This is a genomic window from Staphylococcus sp. GDY8P94P, from assembly GCF_017892255.1.
GTDB classification, from domain to species: domain Bacteria; phylum Bacillota; class Bacilli; order Staphylococcales; family Staphylococcaceae; genus Staphylococcus; species Staphylococcus cohnii.
This window is the reverse complement of record NZ_JAESKU010000001.1, coordinates 90,506-116,797: the sequence shown is the minus strand read 5'-3', so window position 1 is coordinate 116,797 and position 26,292 is coordinate 90,506. Positions and strand designations below refer to the sequence as shown.

The 26,292-nt window shown below is 31.3% G+C and carries 19 protein-coding genes and 1 pseudogene; 8 read left to right on the top strand and 12 right to left on the bottom strand.

What is annotated here, in order from left to right:
- Positions 1-129 precede the first annotated feature (129 nt).
- The 5 genes from KA926_RS00520 (at position 130) to KA926_RS00500 (ending at position 5,523) form a co-directional block, all read left to right on the top strand.
- Entirely contained in the window at positions 130-1,482 is a 1,353-nt protein-coding gene (locus KA926_RS00520; RefSeq protein ID WP_192946842.1) for an isochorismate synthase, read from the top strand.
- Entirely contained in the window at positions 1,475-3,157 is a 1,683-nt protein-coding gene (menD, locus tag KA926_RS00515) for a 2-succinyl-5-enolpyruvyl-6-hydroxy-3-cyclohexene-1-carboxylic-acid synthase (protein ID WP_192946841.1), read from the top strand. Before KA926_RS00520 ends, menD begins: the two co-directional genes overlap by 8 nt.
- Positions 3,144-3,953 carry a 2-succinyl-6-hydroxy-2,4-cyclohexadiene-1-carboxylate synthase gene (gene menH, locus KA926_RS00510; RefSeq protein ID WP_192946840.1) on the top strand — a complete coding sequence of 270 codons (810 nt, stop codon included), beginning with the start codon at positions 3,144-3,146 and terminating at the stop codon, positions 3,951-3,953. Before menD ends, menH begins: the two co-directional genes overlap by 14 nt.
- Positions 3,946-4,764 (top strand): 1,4-dihydroxy-2-naphthoyl-CoA synthase, encoded by an 819-nt coding sequence (menB, locus tag KA926_RS00505; protein WP_107384696.1) that lies wholly within the window; start codon positions 3,946-3,948, stop codon positions 4,762-4,764. The genes menH and menB overlap by 8 nt, the downstream gene beginning before the upstream one ends.
- Before the next feature lie 441 nt (positions 4,765-5,205).
- On the top strand, positions 5,206-5,523 hold the full coding sequence (locus tag KA926_RS00500) for a MarR family winged helix-turn-helix transcriptional regulator (RefSeq protein ID WP_319016533.1): 318 nt from the start codon (positions 5,206-5,208) through the stop codon (positions 5,521-5,523).
- Between the two features lie 514 nt (positions 5,524-6,037).
- Here KA926_RS00500 and KA926_RS00495 read toward each other — a convergent pair.
- Both KA926_RS00495 and KA926_RS00490 read right to left on the bottom strand, forming a co-directional pair.
- On the bottom strand, positions 6,038-7,198 hold the full coding sequence (locus KA926_RS00495; RefSeq protein WP_192946839.1) for an aminotransferase class I/II-fold pyridoxal phosphate-dependent enzyme: 1,161 nt from the start codon (positions 7,196-7,198) through the stop codon (positions 6,038-6,040).
- 120 nt (positions 7,199-7,318) lie between these two features.
- Complete coding sequence (locus KA926_RS00490) at positions 7,319-8,323, bottom strand: acyltransferase family protein (RefSeq protein WP_107384693.1); 1,005 nt, start codon at positions 8,321-8,323, stop codon at positions 7,319-7,321.
- Positions 8,324-8,527: 204 nt separating this feature from the next.
- Between KA926_RS00490 and KA926_RS00485 the strand changes: the two genes are divergently transcribed.
- The gene (locus tag KA926_RS00485; RefSeq protein WP_107384692.1) at positions 8,528-8,950 is read left to right on the top strand and encodes a MarR family transcriptional regulator; all 423 of its coding nucleotides are present in this window, start codon (positions 8,528-8,530) and stop codon (positions 8,948-8,950) included.
- 429 nt (positions 8,951-9,379) lie between these two features.
- Here the strand turns inward: KA926_RS00485 and KA926_RS00480 are convergent, their stop codons facing one another.
- The 4 genes from KA926_RS00480 to KA926_RS00465 form a co-directional block, all read right to left on the bottom strand.
- Positions 9,380-13,837 (bottom strand): GW dipeptide domain-containing protein, encoded by a 4,458-nt coding sequence (locus KA926_RS00480; RefSeq protein WP_210143406.1) that lies wholly within the window; start codon positions 13,835-13,837, stop codon positions 9,380-9,382.
- A gap of 235 nt (positions 13,838-14,072) precedes the next feature.
- Positions 14,073-14,495 carry a GNAT family N-acetyltransferase gene (locus KA926_RS00475; RefSeq protein WP_107505321.1) on the bottom strand — a complete coding sequence of 141 codons (423 nt, stop codon included), beginning with the start codon at positions 14,493-14,495 and terminating at the stop codon, positions 14,073-14,075.
- Positions 14,496-14,572: 77 nt separating this feature from the next.
- Positions 14,573-15,043 (bottom strand): DUF2538 family protein, encoded by a 471-nt coding sequence (locus KA926_RS00470; protein WP_019468155.1) that lies wholly within the window; start codon positions 15,041-15,043, stop codon positions 14,573-14,575.
- Positions 15,044-15,065: 22 nt separating this feature from the next.
- Positions 15,066-16,367, bottom strand: coding sequence for an LCP family protein (locus KA926_RS00465; RefSeq protein WP_192946837.1), 1,302 nt, complete (start codon positions 16,365-16,367; stop codon positions 15,066-15,068).
- 463 nt (positions 16,368-16,830) lie between these two features.
- On the opposite strand from KA926_RS00465, the gene KA926_RS00460 reads away from it, so the two are divergent.
- Both KA926_RS00460 and KA926_RS00455 read left to right on the top strand, forming a co-directional pair.
- A complete protein-coding gene (locus tag KA926_RS00460) occupies positions 16,831-18,489 on the top strand; it encodes a phospho-sugar mutase (RefSeq protein WP_192946836.1) in 1,659 nt (552 codons plus the stop codon).
- 18 nt (positions 18,490-18,507) lie between these two features.
- Positions 18,508-19,686, top strand: coding sequence for a serine hydrolase domain-containing protein (locus KA926_RS00455; RefSeq protein WP_192946835.1), 1,179 nt, complete (start codon positions 18,508-18,510; stop codon positions 19,684-19,686).
- A 611-nt stretch (positions 19,687-20,297) separates the two neighbouring features.
- Here the strand turns inward: KA926_RS00455 and rihC are convergent.
- The 6 genes and pseudogenes from rihC to KA926_RS00425 form a co-directional block, all read right to left on the bottom strand.
- Positions 20,298-21,206: pseudogene (rihC, locus tag KA926_RS00450) on the bottom strand (ribonucleoside hydrolase RihC).
- A 164-nt stretch (positions 21,207-21,370) separates the two neighbouring features.
- Positions 21,371-21,661 (bottom strand): cytochrome aa3 quinol oxidase subunit IV, encoded by a 291-nt coding sequence (gene qoxD, locus KA926_RS00445; protein ID WP_107385237.1) that lies wholly within the window; start codon positions 21,659-21,661, stop codon positions 21,371-21,373.
- Positions 21,658-22,263, bottom strand: coding sequence for a cytochrome aa3 quinol oxidase subunit III (qoxC, locus tag KA926_RS00440; protein ID WP_107385238.1), 606 nt, complete (start codon positions 22,261-22,263; stop codon positions 21,658-21,660). The genes qoxD and qoxC overlap by 4 nt, the downstream gene beginning before the upstream one ends.
- A complete protein-coding gene (gene qoxB, locus KA926_RS00435) occupies positions 22,253-24,241 on the bottom strand; it encodes a cytochrome aa3 quinol oxidase subunit I (protein WP_019468148.1) in 1,989 nt (662 codons plus the stop codon). The genes qoxC and qoxB overlap by 11 nt, the downstream gene beginning before the upstream one ends.
- Positions 24,241-25,362: a cytochrome aa3 quinol oxidase subunit II gene (gene qoxA, locus KA926_RS00430; RefSeq protein WP_192946833.1), complete on the bottom strand. Its 1,122-nt coding sequence runs from the start codon at positions 25,360-25,362 to the stop codon at positions 24,241-24,243. Before qoxA ends, qoxB begins: the two co-directional genes overlap by 1 nt.
- 261 nt (positions 25,363-25,623) lie before the next feature.
- A complete protein-coding gene (locus KA926_RS00425) occupies positions 25,624-25,941 on the bottom strand; it encodes an immunoglobulin-like domain-containing protein (RefSeq protein WP_107385241.1) in 318 nt (105 codons plus the stop codon).
- Between the last annotated feature and the right edge of the window lie 351 nt (positions 25,942-26,292).

The following is a 26,292-nucleotide window of genomic DNA, read 5'->3' as shown; positions in this document are numbered from 1 at the left end:
AAGTTGTAAAGGTCAACTTACGTAAAAAATGTCTTCATGAAATAAGCTGAAAAACGTACACAGATTGTGAAAAGTGGTACAATATTATAATGAGTGTAAACAGATAATGAAATGAAAGAAGTGAAATAGATGACTTTAGATGTCAAGGAAAGTGAAATTGTCGAAGCGGTATACGAAAGTAACCAAACTTGGGTTTCTGTAGAAGCAAAATTAGATTATGAATTAGAACCTACATTATTATTTCATTTAACCGAAGATTGTGCAGGAGACCGTTTTTATTTCAAGAAAAATGACAACGAAACTTCATTCTTTGGCTATCATGCTATTACGAGATTTAAAAACGATTTTGAAAATAAACAATCTATTTTTCGTGAGTGGGAAAAGTATAAAAATGATATTGAGTTAATACATCCAAATTCTGAAAAACATCATTTGAAAATCTGTGGTGGTTTCCAATTTTCAACACACAAATCAGGTGATGAATGGCGTGAGTTTGGCATTAATCATTTTGTCTTGCCTGAAGTACTCGTCACTATGGAAGAGGGACAATCTTTTATAACGTATACTGTCGAAGCTGATAAGTTTGAGATGGATGCTTTCTTAGCAATTATTGACAAACTTACGCAAAAGGACGTTCAACCTAGTGATGAGATAGGGGAAATAAAAAGAATTGACGATATCTATAAAGACGAATGGCGTGACCTAGTTAAAGATACAATTGATATTTTAGATGAAAATAAAAAAATTGTACTTGCAAGAAAAAGACTTATTATGTTTGATAAAAACATTAATATTCCATATATATTAAATAGGGCAATGCAAGGTGAACATAATAGCTATTTATTTGTGCTTGAATCAAAGGACAGTGTGTTTTTCTCTCAAACCCCTGAGCAATTAATGGAAGTAAAAGATGATGTGCTATCAACTAAAGCAGTTGCTGGTACGATTAAAAGAACACATCGAGATGATATAGATAAGGCAAACATTGATGCATTTTTAAATGATCAAAAAAATTTAAATGAGCATCATTTTGTTGTGAAAAGTATATTAAATGATATCAAGCCTTATGTAGAGCAAATAACATTTAATAAAAAACCACAAATTTTAACGAACGATCATTTATACCATTTATATACAAAAATTGAAGGGCATTTAATCCAGAATTCATATATTGGATTATTGGATAATCTTCATCCTACACCAGCATTAGGTGGTTATCCTAAAGAAGAAGCTATTTCTTATATTGAAAACAATGAGTTTGGTACTCGAGGTCTATATGGCGCTCCAGTAGGTTATATTGATATGTATGATAACTGTGAGTTTGTCGTAGCGATTCGATCTATGTTAATTAAAAAGAATCAAGCTACATTGTTTGCTGGGTGCGGTATTGTACAAAATTCTGATGCTGATAGTGAAGTAGAAGAAACAGCTGTTAAATTCAATCCGATGATGAAAGCTTTAGGAGTAGAGAAATATGAATAATTACACAGATGCTTTAACAAAACAAGTTTTTACATTAGTCTCAGAACTATATGCATATGGCATAAGAGAAGTGGTAATAAGCCCTGGTTCACGTTCAACACCTTTAGCTATTGCTATAGAGGCACATCCTAAATTAAAATCTTGGATTCATCCAGATGAACGTAGTGCTGCTTTTTTTGCAATGGGATTAATGAAAGGCAGTGAAAGACCAGTTGCAATTTTATGTACATCAGGTACTGCGGCTGCCAATTATACACCTGCGATTGCAGAAAGTAATTTAAGTCATTTACCATTAGTCGTTTTGACGAGTGATAGACCACATGAATTAAGGGGAATAGGTGCACCTCAAGCGATAAATCAAACAAATATGTTTGAGAACTATGTTCAATATCAATTTGATTTTCCAATAGCGGATGCTGATGAAGCACAAGATTATTTGTTAGACACTATAAAGTTTCAAATGCAAAAAGCAAGTCAATATTTTTATGGGCCACATCGTGGGCCAATACATTTGAATTTACCATTTAGGGAACCATTAACTCCTAACTTAGAAAAAGTAGAATGGTTAAGTTCAGATAGCAAGATATTGCCACATTATCAAAAGACAGCAAGTTTGAATGAAATCAAAGCGGTTATGCAAAAACGCAAAGGACTTATTGTTGTAGGTGATATGCAACATCAAGATGTCGATCAAATACTTACTTTTGCGACGATTCATGACATGCCTATATTTGCAGACCCTTTGAGCCAATTACGTAAAGAACATCATCCTAATGTAGTGACTACTTATGATTTATTGTATAGGTCGGGGTTATCTATAAATGCTGATTTTATTATTCGCGTAGGTAAACCAGTGATTTCTAAAAAAGTAAATCAATGGTTAAAAGCCACAGAAGCTTTTCAAATATTAGTGCAAAATAATGATCAACCAGATGCATTTCCAAAGGTACCACATGTATCTTACGAAATGTCTACCAATGATTTCTTTAGACAACTATCTGAAATTCCTACTGTAGAACGCAAAAATTGGTTAGAAAAATGGCAGTCATTAGAAAAACAAGCACATATTCAAATCAAAGACTATTTGAGAACTGCTACAGATGAATCAGCCTTTGTAGCGAATGTATTGGATAAATTAACAAAAGAAGATGCGCTGTTTGTTAGCAATAGTATGCCAATCCGTGATGTCGATAATTTATTTGTAGATTGTGAAGCAGAGGTTTATGCTAATAGAGGAGCTAATGGCATAGATGGTGTTGTTTCTACTGCGATAGGAATGGCGGCACATAAACGCGTAACACTATTAATAGGTGATTTAGCATTCTATCATGATATGAATGGTCTGCTCATGTCAAAATTAAATAATATCAACTTAAATATCATACTCTTAAATAATAATGGCGGCGGAATTTTCTCCTTTCTACCACAAAAGTCGTCAGCTGATATTTATTTTGAAAGACTTTTTGGTACACCGACAGGATTAAACTTTGAACATGCTGCATTACTTTATGATTTCTCTTACAGATGTTTTGAAACAATTGAAACTTTTAAATATGCTGAGCTATCAAAACTTGGTGCGCATATATATGAAATTATTACAAACCGTGATGAGAATTTAAATCAACACCAAAATCTCTATACGAAATTGAGTGATATTATCGATGTTACATTATAAATTTCATCAAGCAACAAATAACTCAAAAGATTTACTCGTATTATTGCATGGATTTATAAGTGATCAATCGACATTCGATGAACATATCAAAACGTTCACAGATGAAATAAATGTATTAACTATTGACTTGCCAGGTCATGGGCTTGATCAATCAAGTGAAAATCATACTTGGAATTTTGAATTTATTTGCGAATCATTAGATGATACACTAACTTCATTTAAGTCATCATATCGTATTTTTTTACATGGTTATTCTATGGGTGGTAGAATTGCTTTATATTACGCACTTCATGGAACACATCACATAGATGGTTTAATATTGGAAAGTAGTTCTCCAGGTATTGCAGATGAAGATGATCGCATAGAAAGAATACAAATTGATCAAGCGCGTGCAAAAGTTTTAGAAATAGCAGGATTAGAAGTTTTTGTAAATGATTGGGAAAAATTGCCTTTATTTCAAAGTCAGTATGGTTTAAGTACAGAAATAAAACAAAAAATTCGTCGAATGCGATTGCAACAAAACCCTATACAATTAGCAAAAGCTTTAAGAGACTATGGCACAGGCCATATGCCCAATTTATGGCCCGAAATAGCAAACATTACAGTTCCAACGTGTATAATTGTAGGAAGTTTAGATGAAAAATTTATAAAAACTGCTTATAATATGTGCGATTTAATACCAGAAACAAGCTTATATGAAGTTGATGGTAGTGGTCATACTGTACATGTGGAAGAAATGACAGAATTTGATAAAATAGTGTTAGGTTTTATTTTTAAGGAGGAGCAAAATGACTAGACAATGGGAAACAATTAAAGAATATAAAGAGATTAAGTACGAATTTTATAATGGTATAGCAAAAGTAACTATCAATAGACCTGAAGTTCGTAATGCATTTACACCAAATACGGTACAAGAAATGATAGATGCTTTTACAAGAGCTAGAGATGACCAACGTATTTCAGTTATTGTCTTAACAGGTGAAGGTGAAAAGGCATTTTGTTCAGGTGGAGACCAAAAAGTACGTGGCCATGGTGGTTATGTTGGTGATGACCAAATTCCGCGTCTTAATGTGTTGGATTTACAAAGACTTATACGTATTATTCCAAAACCAGTAATTGCGATGGTTAGAGGATATGCTATCGGTGGAGGAAATGTCTTGAATGTTGTTTGTGACTTAACAATCGCCGCAGATAATGCAATATTTGGTCAAACAGGACCAAAAGTAGGATCATTTGATGCTGGTTATGGTTCAGGATATTTAGCCCGCATTGTAGGACATAAAAAAGCACGTGAAATTTGGTATTTATGCCGTCAATATAATGCACAAGAAGCTTTAGATATGGGCTTAGTAAATACCGTTGTACCTTTAGCTGATATAGAGGATGAAACAGTAAAATGGTGTGAAGAAATCATGCAACATTCTCCTACAGCATTAAGATTCTTAAAAGCGGCAATGAACGCTGATACTGACGGATTAGCAGGATTACAACAAATGGCGGGCGATGCTACGCTATTGTATTATACAACTGATGAAGCTAAAGAAGGTAGAGATGCGTTTAAGGAAAAACGTAACCCTGATTTTGATCAATTCCCTAAATTTCCGTAAGCAAAATTGCTTAAATGCAATACATTAATAAATTAATGTGTTGTGACTATAAGTTATGAGGCTAAGCTAACAAAAATCGTTAATTTCTATTAGATAATATAGAAATTAACGATTTTTTTATACAATTTTATAGCCATTTATTCACTATTTTATACTTAGTCGTAAGTATTAGGATCAAAAAAAGTGTTCAAATTCATAAATCCAATATTTATAAAATATACATTTCATTAAAGAAAAAGTTGAAATATAATATGAAAGTATAATTTTTACATTTATTATTAAAAAGCAATTGTAAAACATGTAAATTGAGTGAAATTCGTTTTCAGAATATTCTATTGACTAATACTAGTAATGTTAAAATTTTTAAACATTTTGTTATTATATTTGACCAAAAATAAAATTTCTATTAATATAATAAAAAAGGGCAGAGGAGAGTAATGAATGGCACAATATAAAAATAAAGACCTTATGCAGGATATGTGTTTTCTGTTTTATGTTTCTAGTAAAGAGATAGTAAATAAATTTAATAAACATCTAAAGCAGTATGATATTAGCTTTCCCAATTATGTGGTGATGTTATATATTGAAAATTCGAAACCTGTATTTATAAAAACCTTATGCGATCAATTATATTTAGATTCCGGTACAATAAGCCCAATTATTAAAAGACTCGAAAAAAAAGGATTAATTGAACGTATGAGAACAGAAGAGGATGAGCGTAGAGTTAAAGTCCAATTGACAAAAAGGGAAGTGGGTTAAAAGAGAAATTTGAACAAATTTCAGATGAAGTTTTAACACAGTTTAATATGAGTTCGGAAGATATAGATATATATTATAAATTAATGAAAAAATTTGCTGAAAAAAACATCTATCAATAAAGCTTATATATCTGAAAAATAAATCATAATATAAAAGAAGCCCGTAAATGAATTTTCTTTGAAATTCATTTACGAGCCTCTTTTATATCGTATTTCCTAAAACGTAGATGTTTTTGCAGAAATTCACCTCTGTCTAAATATGTAGACATATATCAGTAAAGTTCCCCTCATACGCCTCATTTCAACGAATCAATTTAAATACAAGTATTTTAATCACTATAATGACTGACTGTATGTTACAGTTCATCAATTTTTATGCTGAAGTCTGATGTTGGATGTTAATACGCATAAAACAACATGTATGTATTCAATTAGGTTTTAGTCTCAAATATTGAATACATATATAGGTATAGTTAACATTAATAAAAATATTTAAACTACAACTTAACATATTGTTATTTATAGTGTTCTTTTATATAAAGCTCTAATCTTCTCATAGCTTCTTTTAAAGCATCAAGTTCATAGGCGTAAGAAATACGCACATGGCCTTTACCGATATCTGTAAAAGCAGAACCTGGTACCATTGCAACATGTGCTTTTTCAAGTACATCTACGCAAAAATCAAAATCATTTTCAGTGAAATTTTCAATACTTGAGAAGATATAAAAAGCACCTTCTGGTTTAGCGTCGAGTTTAAAACCTAAAGCCTGAAGTTTTGTGATTAAAAAATCTCGTCTTTCAATATATGCTTTGTTCATATAATGAGGTGCGTCTAATCCTTCGTTTAAAGCTGCTATACAAGCAATTTGAGCAGGTACATTTGCGCATATACAATTATAAGCATGCATATATGTTAACTTTTCAATTAAATATTCAGGACCTATTAAAAAACCAATACGAATACCAGTAGCAGAATGAGATTTACTTAATCCACTTACAAGCAATAATTGATCACGGATTGATTCAAATTCAGCAAAAGAAGAGTGTTTATTACTAAACGTATTCTCTGCATAAATTTCATCACTAATGATAAAAATCTCTTCATTTTTTAACATTTCTGTAAGTGCATGAATTTCATCATAAGTTAAAATAACACCAGTGGGATTTGTTGGATAATTTAAAAGAACTGCTTTTGTTTTTGACGATATATTTTGCTTGATTGCTTCAGGTGTTATTTTGAAATTTGTTTTTGTAGTGTCGATATATACAGGAACGCCACCTAGTGTTTTAATTAATGGGATATAACCGGCATAAATAGGGCTTGGGATTAATATTTCATCACCTGGGTTAATAATGCTTCTCAAAGCTGTGTCTAGTGCTTCACTAGCACCATTTGTAATAATGATTTCATCAGAACTATAATGAAAACCATAGCGCTGTTTAAAATAACGACTGACTGCATTACGTGTTTCAAGTAACCCTTTGTTATGGGAATATTTTGTTTGGTTTTCTTTTATTGCATTAATATATGCGTTTTTTACAACATCAGGCATAGGAAAATCTGGTTGTCCAATTGTTAAATTGATACAATCATCAATATCTTTAATTTTATTTGAAAATTGCCTAATACTTGGTGCCGTTAAATATTTAGAATTGTCGTTTAAAGATAGCTTCATTGTTTTTCACCTCAAAATAAAAATACCGATCTGTAGATAAATAAGTATGATTAGCTTTTAATATCAAATTAATACTATCATAACATATTTGAATCAACTACAAATCGGTTGAATATTGTATTAATCTTTAAAATTAGCAGGGGATTGTAAGTTTATGACTGGGTTGGTCCACTTAGATATAAATCTTGTTGATAATACATATACAATAATACTTGTGAGTAAGATTAGATATATATATGTCATTATAGAAATCTGATCTTTAAATGGATAAATATCAAACCCACGAATAATACCAATTACAATGCCGTGTAGTAAATATACATACATTGTGCGACGACCAATGTATGTGAAAAACCTTTCTTTTTCAGGAACTAAATTAAGGAAAGAAAACATTGTAATTAAAATAATAAAGTATAATAGTAATCGTTTAATTGGACTATATAAATCTTGTTTACCTTCCAGTGACATATACGGTGAATCACCTAAAAGCCAATCAGCATTTATAGGATGTAAAGTATAGATGATATAAAAAAGGAGTAGGATGCTGACAGCGATCGGCATGAATTTTTTACTTCTTAATAAACGTGTATGTTCACTAGTAAATAAATAACCTAAATAAAAAATAGGGAAGAACATGATTGTTCTTGAAAAACTTAAATAATTGTCAATATCATCTGAATAACCTGCAAATAAAGAAATAATGATGGATATTGGTAATACAAAATATGGTTTATAATCTTTGACTATAACTAATATGACATGGAAGAAGAATAATGTAAGTAAAAACCATAATGCAAATACAGGGTCAAATGGATCAAATTTAACACTGTCTTCCTTTCCAGTGAAATAGTAGTAAAAGGTAAAAAAGCCAAAGAAAATAAAATAAGGTACCAATAATTTTTTTGAAACTTTTTCTAGATAACCAGCCTTGCCTGCTTTTTTAGCAAAATAACCTGAGATGAATAAAAAGCATGGCATATGGAAACTATATATAGTTAAATAAAGTGACGAAAGATATTTACTTTCTTCAGTATATGGTTGTAATAAATGACCAAATACAACAAGAAATATTAATATCATTCTCGCATTGTCAAAGAAATAATCTCTTTCTTTTATCTGTGTCATGTAGTTGCTCCTTTTTTAATGCTGGTAAAAATTTATAATCACTGTTACTAATTTATTATAAAACATATGACAAATGCAACAAAACCGACTGTTTTGTAGATTATTATTGTATATTATGAGGAATAACATTATAATATTAGAAAATAAAATAATAAATTTAAATGCTATTGAACATTTTAATTAAAGTAGTGGAGATGAAACAACATGTATAAACAACTAGAACAATTAATTACACTTACAAGTAATGATTTAAATTTAGTCAGTAGAAGGTTCGGTCAACGTACAGATTTAACTTCCGAACAGTTAGAAATGTTAAGGATTTTGTATCATTATAATGTGTTATCGCAGTACGATTTAACAATGAAAATTAATAAAGAACAGTCTATAGTGTCTAGGTGGATCAAAAAGTTATGCCAAATGGGCTATATTACCAGCAAACAGTCAAATAAAGATTTAAGGTGTAAAGATTTAATGATTACAGAAAAAACGAAAGCCCTTGTCCAGCAAATTAACGAAGTTAGGGTAGCTTTGATTGAAGCAAGATGTCAAAATTTAACATCAAATGATATTGAAAACTTAAATTACTTATTAAATAAATTAAACAACCATCATAATTATATAAAATAGACGATAAACAATCGTTAAAATTTCTAGCAGCATCTGATAATAAAAATTAAAAATGACTGCAACAAAATTTTTATGATTAAAATATAGAACTAATCCCTATGAATAAGGATTAGTTCTTTTTAATGTTATAAAGCTCAAATTAATCAAAACGTTTAGAAACAGAAAGTTAAAATTCATATTTAATAATTGAAAAAGAGTTTGAATTACCCAAAAAAAGTTATTGTCATAGTTTTAAAGGTTTCTAAAATAATTTGGAAAATCCGTGTTGCTATAAAATAAACAAAGCAATGTGACTAATAAACAGAACTATAGGCTCTAGTTAGTAATAGAATCCCTAAATTGTATCACATTATATAAAAACTAAACCTTAGGTAAAATTTCACCTAAGGTTTATCTATGTTTTTAAATATACATAATTATGGTTTCTTGTTATTTATATGTGTTTATATCAAAATATTTACCTAATTTATTCATAGAATCATAGAACCCTTTAATACGTGTAGCATTATGAGATGCCCATGCTACATCAGTTGCATATTGATGTACGCCTGGATTATCAGGGTTCCAACGCATTTTATATAAAGTGTTTTGCCCTTGATTGATGTATGAATTAGCGATGAATTTAGCACCACCGACAATTGCTTTTTTAACAGTATCCCAACCATTATTTTTAGCGGTAGCAAAACCTTGTTTTACAGGATCTTTATCAACTGCTCCAATACCGAACATATTGTAATATTTATTAGCACCATTAGTAACAACTTTATTATTTACTACGTCGCCACCATTAGCAAGTTTAGAAGTACCGTTTCCAGTTTCAAGTAGAGCATGAGAAACTAAGTAAACTTCATTAATATTATAAGTTTTTGCAGCTTCACTAAATGCTTCACCTTGACCTTCTAATATACCTTTACCAACTAGTAATTTATCTAAATCAGTACCAGAAATATTTTGAGATTTATCTAGGCGTAAGAATTGGTATTTTTGGGTTGGATCTTTAGCAAGTTTACTACTATTCATAGCATTTTTAATCTCACTCGCTGTTGCATCTTCCCATTTTCCAGGTGTACGTTGAATTTGAGGTTTGAATTTCATACCATGTTGTAACGCGACAGCCTGATCTAAAGTAAGATTAGATTTATAATATTTTACTAGTTCTTTACGCAAATCACTTTCTTTAATCCAAACAATTTTACCGTTTGATAACTTACCATGATACCAAGTTACACCATTAATGATTTGTTTTTCAAAAACAGTAAAGATGCTTTCATGGAAACCTTTCAATGATCCAGCTGATTTTGTAGCGTTAGGATTCAAGTAATAATTACCGCTTGCATTGTAAATAACATAGTCGAATTTTTGTGGTGTGACAGCTGATTGTGTTTGAGCTTTATTTAAATCTTTAGCTGAAATCCATCCAGTTTTATTATTTACATTTCCATATAGATACTCATCTTTATCAACAAACACAGATTTTGATGCGTTAAATTTACTATTCTTAATATTATTTTGAGTATCTAATTGCTGAGCTTTTGTACCCCATGGAATTGCATATAAACCATTGTTCGTTGCTTTTACAGTATATTGTCCAGTTTTAGCTTTTGTTTTGCTTAAGTCACGAGTATTTATATCTTTAGTATTAACCCAACCAATAGGTGTATTTTGTTTAGTATTTTGAATTAACACGTAAGTGTTATTACCTTGCGTACGTTGTTTAGTTACCGTATACGTACGGCCAGCAAATTTCGAAGCATTTTTACCTTTTTTATCATAAACAGTTGCTTTAATACCAGAATTATTTGTATTTAATTGTCCGATTTTACTAACTGATGTCGTTGGTGTAGCAGTAGCTTTTGTAACTGCTTCCTTAACAGTGATATCACCTGTTTGCATCCAACCCAAGTTAGTATTTGTTTTATTATCTGTAATTAAATAAAATGAATTATTTCCTAATGTAGCTTTTTTACTTAATTTATAAGTTTTACCATTTACATAAGATTTTTGAATACCTTTTTTATCATATACAGATGTATAAACACCATGATTTGTCTTAGCCACTGTACCTTGTTGATTTGTAAGTGTATTGACAGTTAAATGATTATTTGTAGTAGGGGAAGTAGCTGTTTTGCTTGTCGAAGTTAATTTACTTAAGCTTACCCAACCAGATAAATTATTTACTGTGCCATAAACATAATTTGTTTTGCCAATTTGCTGTTGTTTTGATGCTTTGAATGTTTGACTAGAACTACCTGAAACTGTGCCTGCTTTTTGAGAACTAGTGCCCCAAGGTACAGTATAAACAACTTCACCAGGTTTGATTTTATAGGATTGGTTGTTTTTAACAACAGACTTAGCAGAGTTATAACTTACATCATTTTGATGTACCCATCCTATTAAATCACCTTTATTATAATCAGAAACTAAATAAAAGTTTTTGTTTCCTAAAGTGGCTGATTTTGTAACTTTTAAAGTTTGATTTGTTTTACTTGTTTTCTTACCATTTTGATCATAAACAGTGGTATATAAACCATCATTACTTGTATTTATACGAGCAACACCGTTGTTAGTTGATACTGTTAATTTACCAGTATTAGTAGATGGTTTTGTAGTAGACCCATTTGATTCGTTCTTGCTTCCACTTGTACTTCCAGATGAAGTAGTACCCCAAGCAGCAGCTTTACCTGTTTTAATTAAATATTTTTCATAAATTAAATCATAAAGTTCATCGTAACTATAATTATGGTTAGCTAAATAACCATGAGGGTCGATATGATCTGATCCACCTAAATAATTACTTACAGCTTTATGCGTCCAAACAGTTCCAACACCATCGTACTCAGCGCTATCAGGAGCAAGTCCATAATATTGTAGGTTTGTAGCTGCATAGTCTGCGTAGTTATTGATTGAACGCGCAAATGAATCATAGTCATGTGTATGGACTAATTCTACATGAATAAAGCGATCGTTTGCAGCTGGGCCAGCTCCCCATGCTAAATAATCTGTATTTGCTGTTTCAATTATACGATTACCATCTACATATGCATGTACAAATGCGCTATTATAATTATTTTTCATGTAATTAATTTCACCAGTAATTGTTGAATTATCGTTTGCAGTATCATGCATAACGATACCTTCAGGTTTACCATAACGATATTGGTATTTTGGTAAATAACTTGCGATATCTTGTTCATAGTTAGGTGCTTTGAAGTTGTTTTTACGAATATAATTATTTATTGATGAATTTACTTTTGGCGTATATTTAGGTAATGAACTTTTAGTTGTAGATTCTTTAGTGACAGCTGATCTTGTAGCTATAGTAGGAGTACTAACTAATCTAGCCATTCTTAATTTTGGTGTTGCATCACTTTTATAAATTTGACCCGTTTTAGCTGAAGTATTTATATCTGAATCTAAAGTATTAACCTTTTCAGTTTGTGCTTCTTTGTTAGAATCATTTGTAGTAGTTGAATCGTCAGAGCTTACCTCTGTATTAGAAACCTCTGAATCATTATCATTTTGAGTAACATTAGTGCTGTCATCTTTATCATCTGCAACGTTAGTGTTGTCGTCTTTGTCTTCAGTCTCGTTAGAAGCATTATGAGTTTCATTTTCAGTATCAGAAGTTGAATCGTCAGAGCTTACCTCTGTATTAGAAACTTCTGAATCATTATCGTTTTGAGTAACACTAGTACTGTCATCTTTATCATCTGCAACGTTAGTGTTATCGTCTTTGTCTTCAGTCTCGTTAGAAGCATTATGAGTTTCATTTTCAGCATCAGAAGTTGAATCGTCAGAGCTTACCTCTGTATTAGAAACTTCTGAATCATTATCATTTTGAGTAACATTAGTGCTGTCATCTTTATCATCTGCAACATTAGTGTTGTCGTCTTTGTCTTCAGTCTCGTTAGAAGCATTATGAGTTTCGTTTTCAGCATCAGAAGTTGAATCGTCAGAACTTACCTCTGTATTAGAAGCCACTGAATCATTGTCGTTTTGAGCAACATTAGTGTTGTCATCTTTATCATCTGCAACGTTAGTGTTATCGTCTTTGTCTTCAGTCTCGTTAGAAGCATTATGAGTTTCATTTTCAGTATCAGAAGTTGAATCGTCAGAGCTTACCTCTGTATTAGAAACTTCTGAATCATTATCGTTTTGAGTAACATTAGTGCTGTCATCTTTATCATCTGCAACGTTAGAAGCATCATTATTTATATTTTGCGAATCAGAAGTTGGTTGTTCAGAATTTATCTCTGTATTAGAAACTTCTGAATCATTATCGTTTTGAGCAACGTTAGTGTTGTCGTCTGTATCTTCAGAACTGTTAGACGCAACATGATTTTCATTTTCGGAATTAGATGAAGGTGCCTCTGTATTAGAAACATCTGAAGTATCGTCATTTTGAACAACATTAGCATTATCATCTGTATTACCTGTAACGTTAGAAGCATCATTACTTTCATCTTGAGCACTTTCATTTTGAGCGTCAGTTGCTAATTGTTCAGTATGAGTCTCTGTGTAATTATTGACGTCAGAATTATTTTGGTCTTCTTGATTCTGAGTAAGATATGTATTTTGACTTGATGTGTCTTTATTAAGTTCATCTAACTGTGCATCATAATTTTCAGGTTCATCAGATTTAAGCTCTTGCACTTGACTTGGATCATTGTATGTTTGTGTTCCTGAAATATTTGTCGTTGGTTTACTTACTTCAGATTTTATTTCTTCGCTTTGTTTTAAGGTATTTTCATCATTTAACACATTTTTATTTGATTTCTGATCTTGTGTACTATCAGCTGCATGTGCATAATGGGTTGTCAAAGCTGTACCTGCTAATGTCAATGCAACTATTGAAGGTACCTTATAATTCAACTTTTTATTAGTCATTTAACTGCCTCTTTTATTATTAATATTTAATACCATTATAATACGAAGATAGTTTAATTGAATTGATTTCATAGATTTGTAATATAAAATTAATCTTATTAAGACACTATAAAAGAAGATATAATTTAAAAAAGGCGGAAATACGCCTAATTTTAAATATATTAAAATATTACACTCTTTAGAATATTACATTGTAAAGATGTACATTAAATACAACTTTATTAAATCCTTTAGCTTAAATTGTTTTATTCATTAAAATATGTTCAATATTTTCCTCTAAAAAAATATCACCTGAAGCTTTATAACCTAAGGATTCATAAAAGCGTTGCGCATGACATTGGGCGTTAAGCGATAACGTTTGATATCCACGATTTTTAGCTGCTTCTTCAATAAAAAGCATTAATGCTTTGCCATAACCTGACTTTCTGTGTGTCGGTAAAATTGCTACACGCTCAATTTTCGCTCCATTTTGATAGGGTCTAAATCTTCCAGTAGCAAAAGGGGAGTGCTGTTCATCATAACCAATAACATGAGTGGCGGATGATTCAAATTGGTCTATTTCATTTTCAACTGGCACACCTTGTTCACGAACAAAAACTGCTTTTCTAATTTCATATGCGTCATCTAACATTTCGGATGTAGTAACTACTTCGAACATGATAAAACCTCACTTTTTTAAATATAATAAAACTACCCTATCACAATTATAATGTAATAGGGTAGTTATTTAATGAATTATTGAGCTTCTTGACGTACTAATGCAGTATATTGCCAAAAAATTCTCATTTGTGCAATATTCCAATTGTTCATGCCCATGGTAAAACCTGATGGTCTAAATAAATTAACATCTGTTACTTCAAGCGCTGCTGCAATTAAATATTGTAGCGGTACACTGAGTTCTTTCATTGTTTCAGTTATACCATTTTGATCATAAACCCAAGAAAAAGGTAGTTCTGATTCAAAAACATCAACTTTATCAAAAATTTCAGGTAGTGCTACGATATAACATGCGCCATCTACAACAGGATTGGTTTCACTATCCTTGTAGTAGATTCGTAAAGCTTCATAGTTTTCACGATGTGCGTGATTAACATAGAAAAATTCATTTCTAAAAAGTGCCATATCTTTACTATGGATTAATTGTTGTTCTAAAACGTTAAACATACCGTTTATATTTGCTAATTTTTCATATGTTTTTCGTGACATGTCGCGATCTCCTCTCTACAGCCTAATATAAATTTGTTTGTAATTCTTGCGTGTTTTGTTGTTGGTTTGGATCCTGTTGCTGTTGATTAGGATCTATTTGTTGGTTTGAATCAGGTTGTTGATATGAATCGTTTGGTTGCTGCGTCGTTTGATTATTATCTTGTTGATTCATATTATCTTGTTGGTTTTCATCTGTTGAATTTGTGCCTTGTGAATTTGAATTATTTTGTTCTGATTGTGAATTTGAATTGTCTTCATCTTGTTCAGAGCTATCTTTTTGATTTTTACGTAATAAGCTACTGTCAATTTCAGTTTGTGGTACGAGTGTACCATAAAAGTCGATAACACGTTTATTCAAGAAATCGTCTGTATCCTTAATTTTAGGTAAATTTAAATCGCTGCGCAAAAGATTTGCAGTATCTTTTATATTTTTAATATTAGGATTATAGTAATAAACACCATTCAAATAATCATCTTGACCTTCTAGTTGTTTACTTTTAATTTCAACATCATCTTTTAAGTAAGAAGTGGCTAATGCTTTTACTTCTTTATAACTTAAATTATGTTTAGCATTTTTTCCTACTATTTCAATTACATCATCTAATTTACTGAAAGAATCTGCCTTTTGAGCTTTAATAAATAGCTTTTTGATTAAATCCATCTGTCTTTGACCACGTTTTAAATCTGAATCTTGATGACGTGTTCTAGCAACTGCTAAAGCTTCATCTCCATTTAGCTTTTGATGTCCTTTTTTTACTTTAATTTTCCCAGTATCGTTTGTATTTGGTTCAGAAATATTATATGGCACATCATATTCAATGCCACCGAGTTCATCAACGGCATCTACGAATGCTTCCATGTTAATTCTTACATAATAATCAACAGGAACATTCAATGTAGCTTCTACAGAATCCATAGAAGCTGTAGGACCATTGTATGCATGCGCGTGTGTAATTTTATCATAATAGCCGACTTCTGGAATGTAACTGATTGTATCGCGTGGGATACTTAACATTCGAATTTGTTCTTTATCTGCGTTAAAAGTAGATAATATCATTGCATCAGTTCTTGATTGTTCAGCACTTTGCCCATTCTTTTCACGACCACTATTATCATCGATACCTAAAAATAAAATAGATATTGGATCTTTAGACGGATTTACTTTAGATTCACGAACACTTGATTCTCTTGATGTATCGCTCGTATTCAATGAATGTTCAAATGCACCTTGTGACGATTTAAGTAATAAAACGGCAAATATAACTGGAACAACTACAAGAATTAAAGATAGAAATATTAAAAAGTATTTTAAAAATTTATTCATGTATGAAGCTCCCCATCGTATGTGATTTTTTTGTATATTACAATATTGATCTAATGTTAAGTTTTTAATTTTTTCATTAAAATATTGTAAAGAGAAATTTGTACTATAACTTATAATTTTATAACTAACATAAAAAAATATCAACTAAGAATTTATCCTACTAAAGTTTGAATTATAAATTGGCGTACAATTGACCATTAAAATATTCTTAATGAAAATAAAAGAAATAATTATAAGAAAATCGACATGGCTAAAAATGATTTATTTATAAACTTACGATATAATTAGCATATGTTAAATGTTATAGATTATTGATAACATTAATATTTTTATTAAAGTAAAATTTTTAAACAGAGATTTTAAATTCAAAACGATTTTTGGTATTTATTAAATCAATCAGACGATGAGATAATACCTTGTGAAAAATTGTTTAATATATTGGAGTTTCAAGGAGGATATAACCATGAAGTCAGAATGGTTGGATAAATTAGATGAAAGTTTAGTAAAAACATTTTATGAATCACAAACCGACAAAGAAATAGAAGAAGGGTTTAGTGGGAATTTAACGTTTGGCACTGCTGGTATACGTAGTACCTTTGGTTTAGGGCCGGGTCGATTGAATGCATTTACAGTTCGTAAAGTAGCATTAGGCTTATCACAATATTTGAAAGAAAAATATGATAATCCATCCGTCGTAATCCATTTTGATACAAGATTATTATCTAAAGCATTTTCAGAAGAAATGGCGTCTGTTTTAGCTCAAAATAATATTATTACGATTTTATCAGAAAATTATAAATCTACACCAGAATTATCATTTGCGGTTAGGTATTTAAAATCAAGTGCAGGTGTGATGATCACTGCCAGTCATAATCCTAAAAACTATAACGGTATTAAAATATACGATCAAAATGGTGGCCAATTATTGCCAGATGAATCAGAAGATTTAAGTCAATATATAAACGCTATTGAACGTCCATTGCAAATTGATGGAGGCAATTTTAATTCATTACTAAATGATAAAAAAATCACATATATGTCACATGAAGTTACTGAAGCTTATAAAAGTGAAGTGAAAGATTTAGTGGGGGACATTCCTGAAAAAGATGCAAAAGTCGTACTTACGAGTTTACATGGTACAAGTTTACCTTTAACTTCTACAATATTATCAGAATTAGATTATGATAATTTTGTTATTGAAAAAGAGCAATCCACACCAGACGGTAATTTTCCAACTGTTGCGATAGCTAATCCTGAAGATGAAGCTGTGTTCGAACGTGGTATTAAGCTGGCAAATGATACTGATGCACAATTAATTATAGCAACTGATCCTGATGCTGATAGATTAGGTTTAATTGAACGTTATGATGACGAAACATATAGGTATTTTAATGGAAATGAAATTGGTATATTACTTACTAAATTAAGATTTCAAGATTTAGTAGAAGAGGGTAAGCAACTTTACATGATTAAATCTATAGTCACAAGTGAACTTGCGGAAAGACTAGCTTTAGCATTAGATGTTGAAGTAAATAATGTATTAACAGGATTTAAATATATTTCAAATTTATTGGAAAAAGAAAGCACACAACAAGATAAACAATTACTAATTGCTTTTGAAGAAAGTCATGGCTATTTAGCAAAACCATTTTCGAGAGATAAAGATGCAATCCAAATGGTACCTTTATTAATCAAATATAAAAATTTATTAGCGAATAATGGAATGACATTTAAAGATACGATAGATGATATATATGCTCATATCGGTGCATATAAAGATAAAACTTTATCACCGACTTTTGAAGGTGCAGAAGGTATTGAAAAGATCACTAAAATAATGGACCAATTTAGAAATGAAGATGTTTCAACAATTTGTGGTCTTGAAGTAAAACAAATTGAAGATTATCAACTAGGTACCATTAAAAATGTAACAGAGGGTAGTACCGAAACTTTATCTTTACCTGAGACAAATTTAATTCGCTTTATTTTTGATGAAGGTTTCATTGCATTGAGACCTTCTGGTACTGAACCTAAAATTAAATTGTACTTCTCGTTAAATATAGAGGATATTGATGCCTTAACAAACCAATTTAAAGATGAATATATCAATCATATAAAATAACAACAAAGAGGCAACAACATGAAAGTCAACAAATTTAAAATATTTATTGTTTTGATCATTTTCATATTTTTGATTTTAGGATTTACTGGATACAGACACTATAAACAAATGAAAGATTATATCAGTCCTTCAAAGATTTTGACCAAGGAAAATGAAAAGCAATTATCGAAAAAACAAAAAAAGTTAAAAACGGTTGTTGATCACAAACATCCACAAATTAATAAAATTGATGAGTATTTAGAACAAACTCATTTTAATGGAACCATTGCGCTTTTTGAAAGAGGTAAACTCAAACTGAATAAAGGCTATGGTTATCAAGATTTTGAAAAGAATGAAGAAAATAATGCCAATACGATGTTTTTAATAGGTTCAGCACAAAAATTTATGACAGGCATCATGTTAAAACAGTTAGAAATTGAAGACGAGATTCATATGATGACGCCTGTGAAGCATTATTTAGAATGGTTTGACTCAAATTATCCACTATCTATTAAACAACTGATGTTACATCAAAGTGGATTATATAAATATAAAGCTAATCCAAAATTTAAAGATTTAAATGATGCAACACACGCAATACAACAGAGAGGTATCAATCCCTTAGAATATAATAAATATCAATATAACGATGCTAATTATTTAATATTGTCAAAAGTTATAGAAGAAGTAACACATAAATCTTATACGCAAAATTTAAATGATAGATTAATAAAGCCATATAATTTAGAATATACAGCGCGATATAATAATGTGAATTTCAAAAAATATATGGCTGTTGGTTATAAAAATGATAAATTAACTGGAAAACGTATCCGTCAAAAACCTAATATTTTAAATCAATATGATGGGGCAGGTAACATTTATATGTCTCCTTATGATATGGGGAAAGTAGTATTAAATTTGCAAGATAATAGAATTTTTGATGCAACAACTACCATGCCCTTTATTCATGAAAGTTTAACTACACAATATCCTAAACCATATCGATATGGATTTTATTCATTTGCTGATAAAAATAGAATTAATGGTATCTTTTTTGGTAATATATTCACAGTATATTTTAATGATAATTATGTAATTGTATTAGCAACAAATTATGACAACAGTAAAATTAATAACGAATATAAAATGAAACATATTTACTTTAAGTTATTACATCAAGGTGGTCACTATAACAGAGTGAAACAGCTATATTGAAAAATTAAGTGATAGGTGTATAAATATCTCTTATAAAAACATAACCGCCAATTTCTATCGTTTTTTTATAGAAATTGACGGTTTTTTACTTTTTATAAAAATGCTTCAAGTTCAATAAAATTAATGCTTCTAAGAGTGAATCTGAGATTAATGTTAAATTCATATATTTAAGATTTCTCATTAAATTAGTTTATCTATGAATTTAATGAGATGAAAGTATCTTTGTTTATCTACAAAATAGTTATTTTTATGATTTGTAGGGTGCTGACTGGATAATCGTATATGAGAAAAAGTCCAGATTCGAAATTATACCCATGATTAAAACGGTCAAGATTCAAAAAGATTCTAGGGAACCATTGATTCATCTCAGACACAGTTATATTGTTAGCGGATGACTGAACTGAAAATAGAAACTCCCACTTCTCAATTATTGAGTTAGTGGGAGTTATGCATGAGCTTTAGCTCAGGTAATCATTTTATATTTTTACCAATTCTAGTCATCTTTGTTGGGGTGGTAATGAGAAATCTTTTTAATAAAATTAAATTTCTGTCTTACTTCTTTTTTATTGAAAACGTATATTTTTGTTATAACCGTTTTGTGTATTTAAAATTTACTTACAATACTTTAAAGCATCAATAAACATCTGCTTAAAGATATTTGCTTGTACTGACATTACTACGGTTGTATTAGGGAATTGAGATTTGAAATCAACTACTGAAGCGCCCTTGGTTAATTTACCATCTGTTTCAATTTGCACATCAGCTTCTTATACATCAAAATGTTCTGGATGTAGTAGGTAAAGCAATGTGTAGGCATCATATACATTAATGCCTTTTTCAAAATCGTCTCCTCTATAATGTTTGAATAACTGATGTAACATCTTTCCTGTATCGTTGATTGAGCTTAGCTCATTGATTGTGTCATGCGTTAAACTAGAACTTCTAGCAACGTCTAATCCTATCATTGTTAAGGGTAGACCAGAATTAAACACGATTTGAGCAGCTTCGGGATCACAATAAATGTTAAATTCAGCTAATGGTGTTACATTACCTCGAGATGCTGAGCCACCCATTAACACAATTTCTTTAATAAATGTCTTTACTTCAGGATAAGTCATTAATAATAATGCAATATTTGTCAACGGGCCAATGGGAATAAGTGTGATGGGTGTTTCGCTTTTGACTAAAACATCTCTCATGGCCTCAACAGCATGAGTAGAATCGAGATCACTTTCATTGATTTCTGGGAAAGTATATCCTTCCATTCCTGATTCACCGTGTACATCACTTGCATCTACAATATCTGATAATAGTGGTTGTGAAGCACCTCTATGTACAGGTATATCACTATTAAAGAAACGTTTGAGTTTTAAAGCATTAGCAGTCGTTTTTTCGATACCAACGTTACCATTGACTGTAGAAATCATTTTCAAATCAAATTCTGGATGGTTTATTGCAAAGCTAATCGCTGCTGCATCATCAATGCCTGGGTCTGTATCAATAATAATTGGTTGTTTCATAATTTATCTAATCCTCCTATTGCAAAAAATAACATTATCAATTATATTCTACATCTTTTGTGAAAAGAAATGTTACAAAGTAAATTATAGATTGAAAGCATAGGGGAGGTTAATAAATAAAACTATAAAAAAAAGACTTCTCGAAAGAGAAGTCTTTTTTGGGTTTATAAGTGGCTTGAGTGTCCACCTTGCATTACCCAATACGTACCAATAACTGTAATTAGAGTAATGATAACCGCAAATATAACTTTAAATCCTTGTAAGTTTCCATCTTTACCTTCAGTTAAGTGCATGAACATTAATAATTGTACTGCAGCTTGGATAAAGGCAAAGCCAAAGATGATTGTAATCTTAGCATTAAGTGCCATTGATGTGTATAAGGTTACGAATACTGCTAAAATAGTCAATACGATTGAGCCAATAAAACCGACTGTGTGTTTTACAATTGTATTCATCCGCTAAACACCATCCCTATCATATATACGGCAGTAAAGATGAAGATCCAAACAACATCTAAGAAGTGCCAGTATAAGCTTACTATAAATAACTTAGGAGCATTATCTTTATTTAATCCACGCATTGCAACTTGAATTAATAAACATGTAATCCAAACAATACCTAATGATACGTGGGCACCGTGAGTTCCTAATAGAATAAAGAAACTAGACCAATAAGAACCAATAGTTAAGTTAACACCTTCTGAAACATAGTGAGCAAACTCATAAATTTCAAAGCCTACGAACACAAGTCCGAATAGTAAAGTGATAACCATCCATATTGTCATTAATTTTGCTTTTTCTTGTCTCATATAGTAAATAGAAATACCACAAGTATACGAACTAATTAATAACGCAAATGTCATTATTAAAACTAGGGGTAATTCGAACATCTCAGTTGTCATTTTACCGCCATAGTCGCCACCGTGTTGAAGCGTTAATAGGGTTGCGAATAGCGTACCGAATAATGAGACTTCTGCTGTAAGGAATATCCAAAAGCCAAGTCTATTTAAATTACCTTCATGCGAACGTTGATCAATAGTGTTTGCATCATGACTCATGACTTACAGCCTCCCTTTCTTTTATACGTGCTTCACGTAAACGTTTTTCGGTTTCTGCTACTTCAGAAGCTGGGATATGATAACCGTGGTCTACTTGGAAACTGCGGTAAATCATAGTACCAAAGATACCTATTAAGCAAATAACTGCAGGGAGTATTGTTTCAAAGACAAGGAAGAATCCTCCGATTGTGAAGAAAATTCCCATCCAGAAACCAACTGGCGTATTATTTGGCATATGGATATCAGAATAATTGTGATTATCTAAGTAGTGTCTACCGTGTTCTTTCATATTCACAAATGTATCGTAGTCATTCCAATCTGGCGTAACAGCAAAGTTGTATTTAGGTGGCATTGCTGAAGCAGTTGACCACTCTAATGTACGTCCTAAGCCATACCAGTTATCACCAGTAGCTTCACGTGGTGCTTTGAAGAAGCTGTATACGATACTAGCAACTAAGAACATAAAGCCTAATGCCATCATTAATGCTCCGACAGTAGAGATTGCGTTTAACATCCACCATCCATCTTCTGGCATATAAGTGTATAAACGACGAGGCATACCATCTAAACCAAGAATGAATTGTGGTATGAAACAAACGTTAAATCCGATTATGAATAACCAGAAACACCATTTGTTTAATGTCTCGTTCAATTTAAATCCAGTCATCTTAGGCCACCAGAAAATTAAAGCACCTAGACAAGCAAATACAACACCAGCCACTAATGTGTAGTGGAAGTGAGCAACTAAGAAGTACGTATTATGATACTGATAGTCGGCTGCTGCCATAGAAAGCATGACACCTGTTACACCACCAATTAAGAAGTTAGGTATGAAACCTAATGCGAATAACATAGGTGATTCAAAGGTGATACGGCCTTGATAAAGCGTAAACAACCAGTTAAAGATTTTAACACCTGTTGGTATACCAATCAGCATAGTTGTAATCGAGAAGAATGAGTTAATTAATGCACCATTACCCATAGTGAAGAAATGGTGAACCCAAACTAAGAAACTTAAGAATGCGATTCCTGCTGTTGCCCACACCATACTTTGGTGACCAAACAGACGTTTACGTGCAAATGTTGGAATGATTTCTGAATAAATACCGAATGCCGGTAGGATAACGATATAAACTTCGGGGTGCCCCCATACCCAGAAGAAGTTAGCCCATAACATTGGCATACCGCCATTTGCGACTGTAAAGAATGCAGTATCGAAGATTCTATCTGTTGTAAACAGTGCTAAAGCTACTGTCAATACTGGGAAAGCCAAAATAACGATTAATGCTGTAATGAAAGTAGTAACCGTGAACATTGGCATTTCCATAAATTTCATCGTAGGTGATTTACATCTAAGTATTGTTACAAAGAAGTTAATACCAGTCATTAGGGTACCTATACCAGAAATCTGTATCGCGATAAGGTAGTAGTTAACCCCAGGTCCTGGGCTGAATTCTCCTGCAAGTGGTGCATAGTTAGTCCAACCAGCTGCAGGTGAGCCTCCGATTATAAATGATAGGTTGAATAACAACATACCAGAGAAGAATAACCAGAAACTTACGTTATTTAATACAGGGAATGCAACGTCTCTTGCACCAATTTGAAGAGGTACAATAACATTCCATAAACCAAAAATGAAAGGCATCGCCATAAAGATAATCATTATTACGCCGTGCGTACTAAAGACTTCATTATAGTGGTTTCCTTCTAAGAATGTATTATCTGGAATTGCTAATTGTGTACGCATCATTAGGGCATCAATACCACCACGTACGAACATTAATACAGCACAGATTAAATACATAGCACCAATTTTTTTATGGTCAATAGATGTGAACCATTCTCTGTATAGATATTTCCACAATTTAAAATAAGTAATTACTGCGATCACTGCGATGATAGCAAACGGTGCACCAATTTGTGCCATTGTTATCATCCAGTTACCTTGAACGAGTAATTGATCCCATGGGAAACTCATTAATGTCCACCTCCATGTTCATGGTCTTTTTTCTCAGCTTTAGATGCTTCTTCATCTTTAGCACCTTCTGAGATTTTTTCCATTTCATCCATATTATGTGATTCTTCATCTTTGAATTCACTATTATATGGTTCATTATTGCCTAGAATCATAGCTTTCATACCATGACGTTCATAGTTAGCGTTTGTGATTTGTGGTTTACGTGCAGGTTTATTAGGTTTATCTAATACGTCCTCTTTAATTTCTTTAGGTGTGTTAAAGTTAGGATCTTTCTGTACGTAATTGAAACGATCATAAGCATGGAAAATATACTCAGGATCAGCTGCTGGATCAACAAACGCCATGTGCGTACCACTGAAAGTTAAGTTTTTATTTTCAGTAGTTGGTAAAAGTTGTTTATCAAAAGTATCTTGATCTAATTCCTTTTGACTTTGAGCATCTTTTACCCAATCCTTGAATTTACTTTGGCTTACTGAATTAACATCAAATGTTTGGCGAGCGAATCCTTCACCGTTGAAGTTTGAGTTACGTCCTCGGAACGTACCTTCTTCACTAGCCGTTAATGTCCAATCCATTGTCATACCAGTCATCGCATATTTTTGACCACCTAATTGTGGTATCCAGAAACTTGTCATCATATCCATTGATTGGAGTTTGAAGACAACAGGGCGATCTTTAGGTATTGTTAAATGATTAACAGTTTCAATTTTTTCATCAGGATAACTGAAGAACCACTTATAACCAGCGCTTGTCGCATAAACAACAAGTGGATCGTCTTGTTTATCTGGTTTAGCTTCGTACATGTAAAGTGATTTTACTGTAGGGATAGCTAAAGCGATAACGATGATCACCGGAATGATAAACCAAATTGTTTCCATTAAAGCACTGTGATGCATCTTACCTGCTTCTTCTGTTTTGTGTAATCTATATTTATATAGAAACAGAGTAAACATGATAAGTACGGCGGCAATAATAACAAGCATGAAGATGATTGAATACATAATCAAGAACTTCGAGTCACTTGCTACCGGCCCTTTTGGGTTTAAAACTTCTACATTTGAACAACCACTAAGTATAATTAGTGAGCCAAAGAGTAGAAGCAAAGACTTAAATTTTGACACTTTTTTGACCTCCTAATACTACAATTGTAGGGCTTACCATCAATTTTAAGATATTACGCAATATTTACAAGTGTTTGTGTAAAAAAAATTATTGTAAAATTAAAAGAAACCCAACAAACTCAACGTCTGACGGGCTTTCAAAGATTTGTTAAAATTATGTGTACATTTTGTGAAAAGTGTCATATTTTAGACGATAGGATAAATTCACACCAAATATTAATGATTTGATGTGAATTTCATAGTGACATATGTATTCATAAATTATTTTACTTCGATATATCTTACTGATTTATTCATTGCACCTTCTGAATCTTCTACAGTATATTCAACTTTATATTTTCCTTCTTTTTCTGTATTAATATTTCCATTTACTGAAATTTTGTGCGTCAAGTCACCATCTTCTTTGTCATAGGCACGTACACCATTTAATAAATTATAGTTATTTCCTTTATCAATGATTACATCGTTTGTTCCTTTTAATTCAGGTATAGAATTTTCTGTAGCTTCTGCACTTAAATTAGGTGAAACAAGTGTTGCAGATACACCGAGTGCTGATAATGACTGCATTAATTTATTCATAACGTAAACCTCCGTATGAGCGTCATTTATTTTTTATCTTAAATACACTATATGTTATTTTGAATGAAATTACATCGTACTATAGTCTTAATATAACGCAATAGTGTAAATTGAGTGATAATTTTTTGAAAAAATTCAGTTAATTGTAATATTTTTGATTAACATAATAGCAATTAAACAAAATTGAGTGATATTCGAAGAAAACGTCATTAATGTATGTTTTAAAATGGATGGATTATTTTAGAACATTACTTAAAAGTAGATATGTGGTGGGGCAGAAATCTCATTAAAATAATAGGCATCTTCTACAATTAAACTAAGTGATTTGAAAGGAATAAGTAAGATTAAAAC

Excerpts from the sequence above, each read along its gene's own strand:
- KA926_RS00465 (WP_192946837.1), bottom strand. The coding sequence starts at position 16,367 with ATGAATAAATTTTTAAAATACTTTTTAATATTTCTATCTTTAATTCTT.
- KA926_RS00475 (WP_107505321.1), bottom strand. The coding sequence starts at position 14,495 with ATGTTCGAAGTAGTTACTACATCCGAAATGTTAGATGACGCATATGAA.
- KA926_RS00470 (WP_019468155.1), bottom strand. The coding sequence starts at position 15,043 with ATGTCACGAAAAACATATGAAAAATTAGCAAATATAAACGGTATGTTT.
- KA926_RS00485 (WP_107384692.1), top strand. The coding sequence starts at position 8,528 with ATGTATAAACAACTAGAACAATTAATTACACTTACAAGTAATGATTTA.
- KA926_RS00500 (WP_319016533.1), top strand. The coding sequence starts at position 5,206 with ATGGCACAATATAAAAATAAAGACCTTATGCAGGATATGTGTTTTCTG.
- menH (WP_192946840.1), top strand. The coding sequence starts at position 3,144 with ATGTTACATTATAAATTTCATCAAGCAACAAATAACTCAAAAGATTTA.
- qoxC (WP_107385238.1), bottom strand. The coding sequence starts at position 22,263 with ATGAGTCATGATGCAAACACTATTGATCAACGTTCGCATGAAGGTAAT.
- menD (WP_192946841.1), top strand. The coding sequence starts at position 1,475 with ATGAATAATTACACAGATGCTTTAACAAAACAAGTTTTTACATTAGTC.
- KA926_RS00495 (WP_192946839.1), bottom strand. The coding sequence starts at position 7,198 with ATGAAGCTATCTTTAAACGACAATTCTAAATATTTAACGGCACCAAGT.
- KA926_RS00480 (WP_210143406.1), bottom strand. The coding sequence starts at position 13,837 with ATGACTAATAAAAAGTTGAATTATAAGGTACCTTCAATAGTTGCATTG.
- KA926_RS00490 (WP_107384693.1), bottom strand. The coding sequence starts at position 8,323 with ATGACACAGATAAAAGAAAGAGATTATTTCTTTGACAATGCGAGAATG.
- menB (WP_107384696.1), top strand. The coding sequence starts at position 3,946 with ATGACTAGACAATGGGAAACAATTAAAGAATATAAAGAGATTAAGTAC.
- KA926_RS00425 (WP_107385241.1), bottom strand. The coding sequence starts at position 25,941 with ATGAATAAATTAATGCAGTCATTATCAGCACTCGGTGTATCTGCAACA.
- qoxD (WP_107385237.1), bottom strand. The coding sequence starts at position 21,661 with ATGAATACAATTGTAAAACACACAGTCGGTTTTATTGGCTCAATCGTA.
- qoxB (WP_019468148.1), bottom strand. The coding sequence starts at position 24,241 with ATGAGTTTCCCATGGGATCAATTACTCGTTCAAGGTAACTGGATGATA.
- KA926_RS00455 (WP_192946835.1), top strand. The coding sequence starts at position 18,508 with ATGAAAGTCAACAAATTTAAAATATTTATTGTTTTGATCATTTTCATA.
- KA926_RS00460 (WP_192946836.1), top strand. The coding sequence starts at position 16,831 with ATGAAGTCAGAATGGTTGGATAAATTAGATGAAAGTTTAGTAAAAACA.
- KA926_RS00520 (WP_192946842.1), top strand. The coding sequence starts at position 130 with ATGACTTTAGATGTCAAGGAAAGTGAAATTGTCGAAGCGGTATACGAA.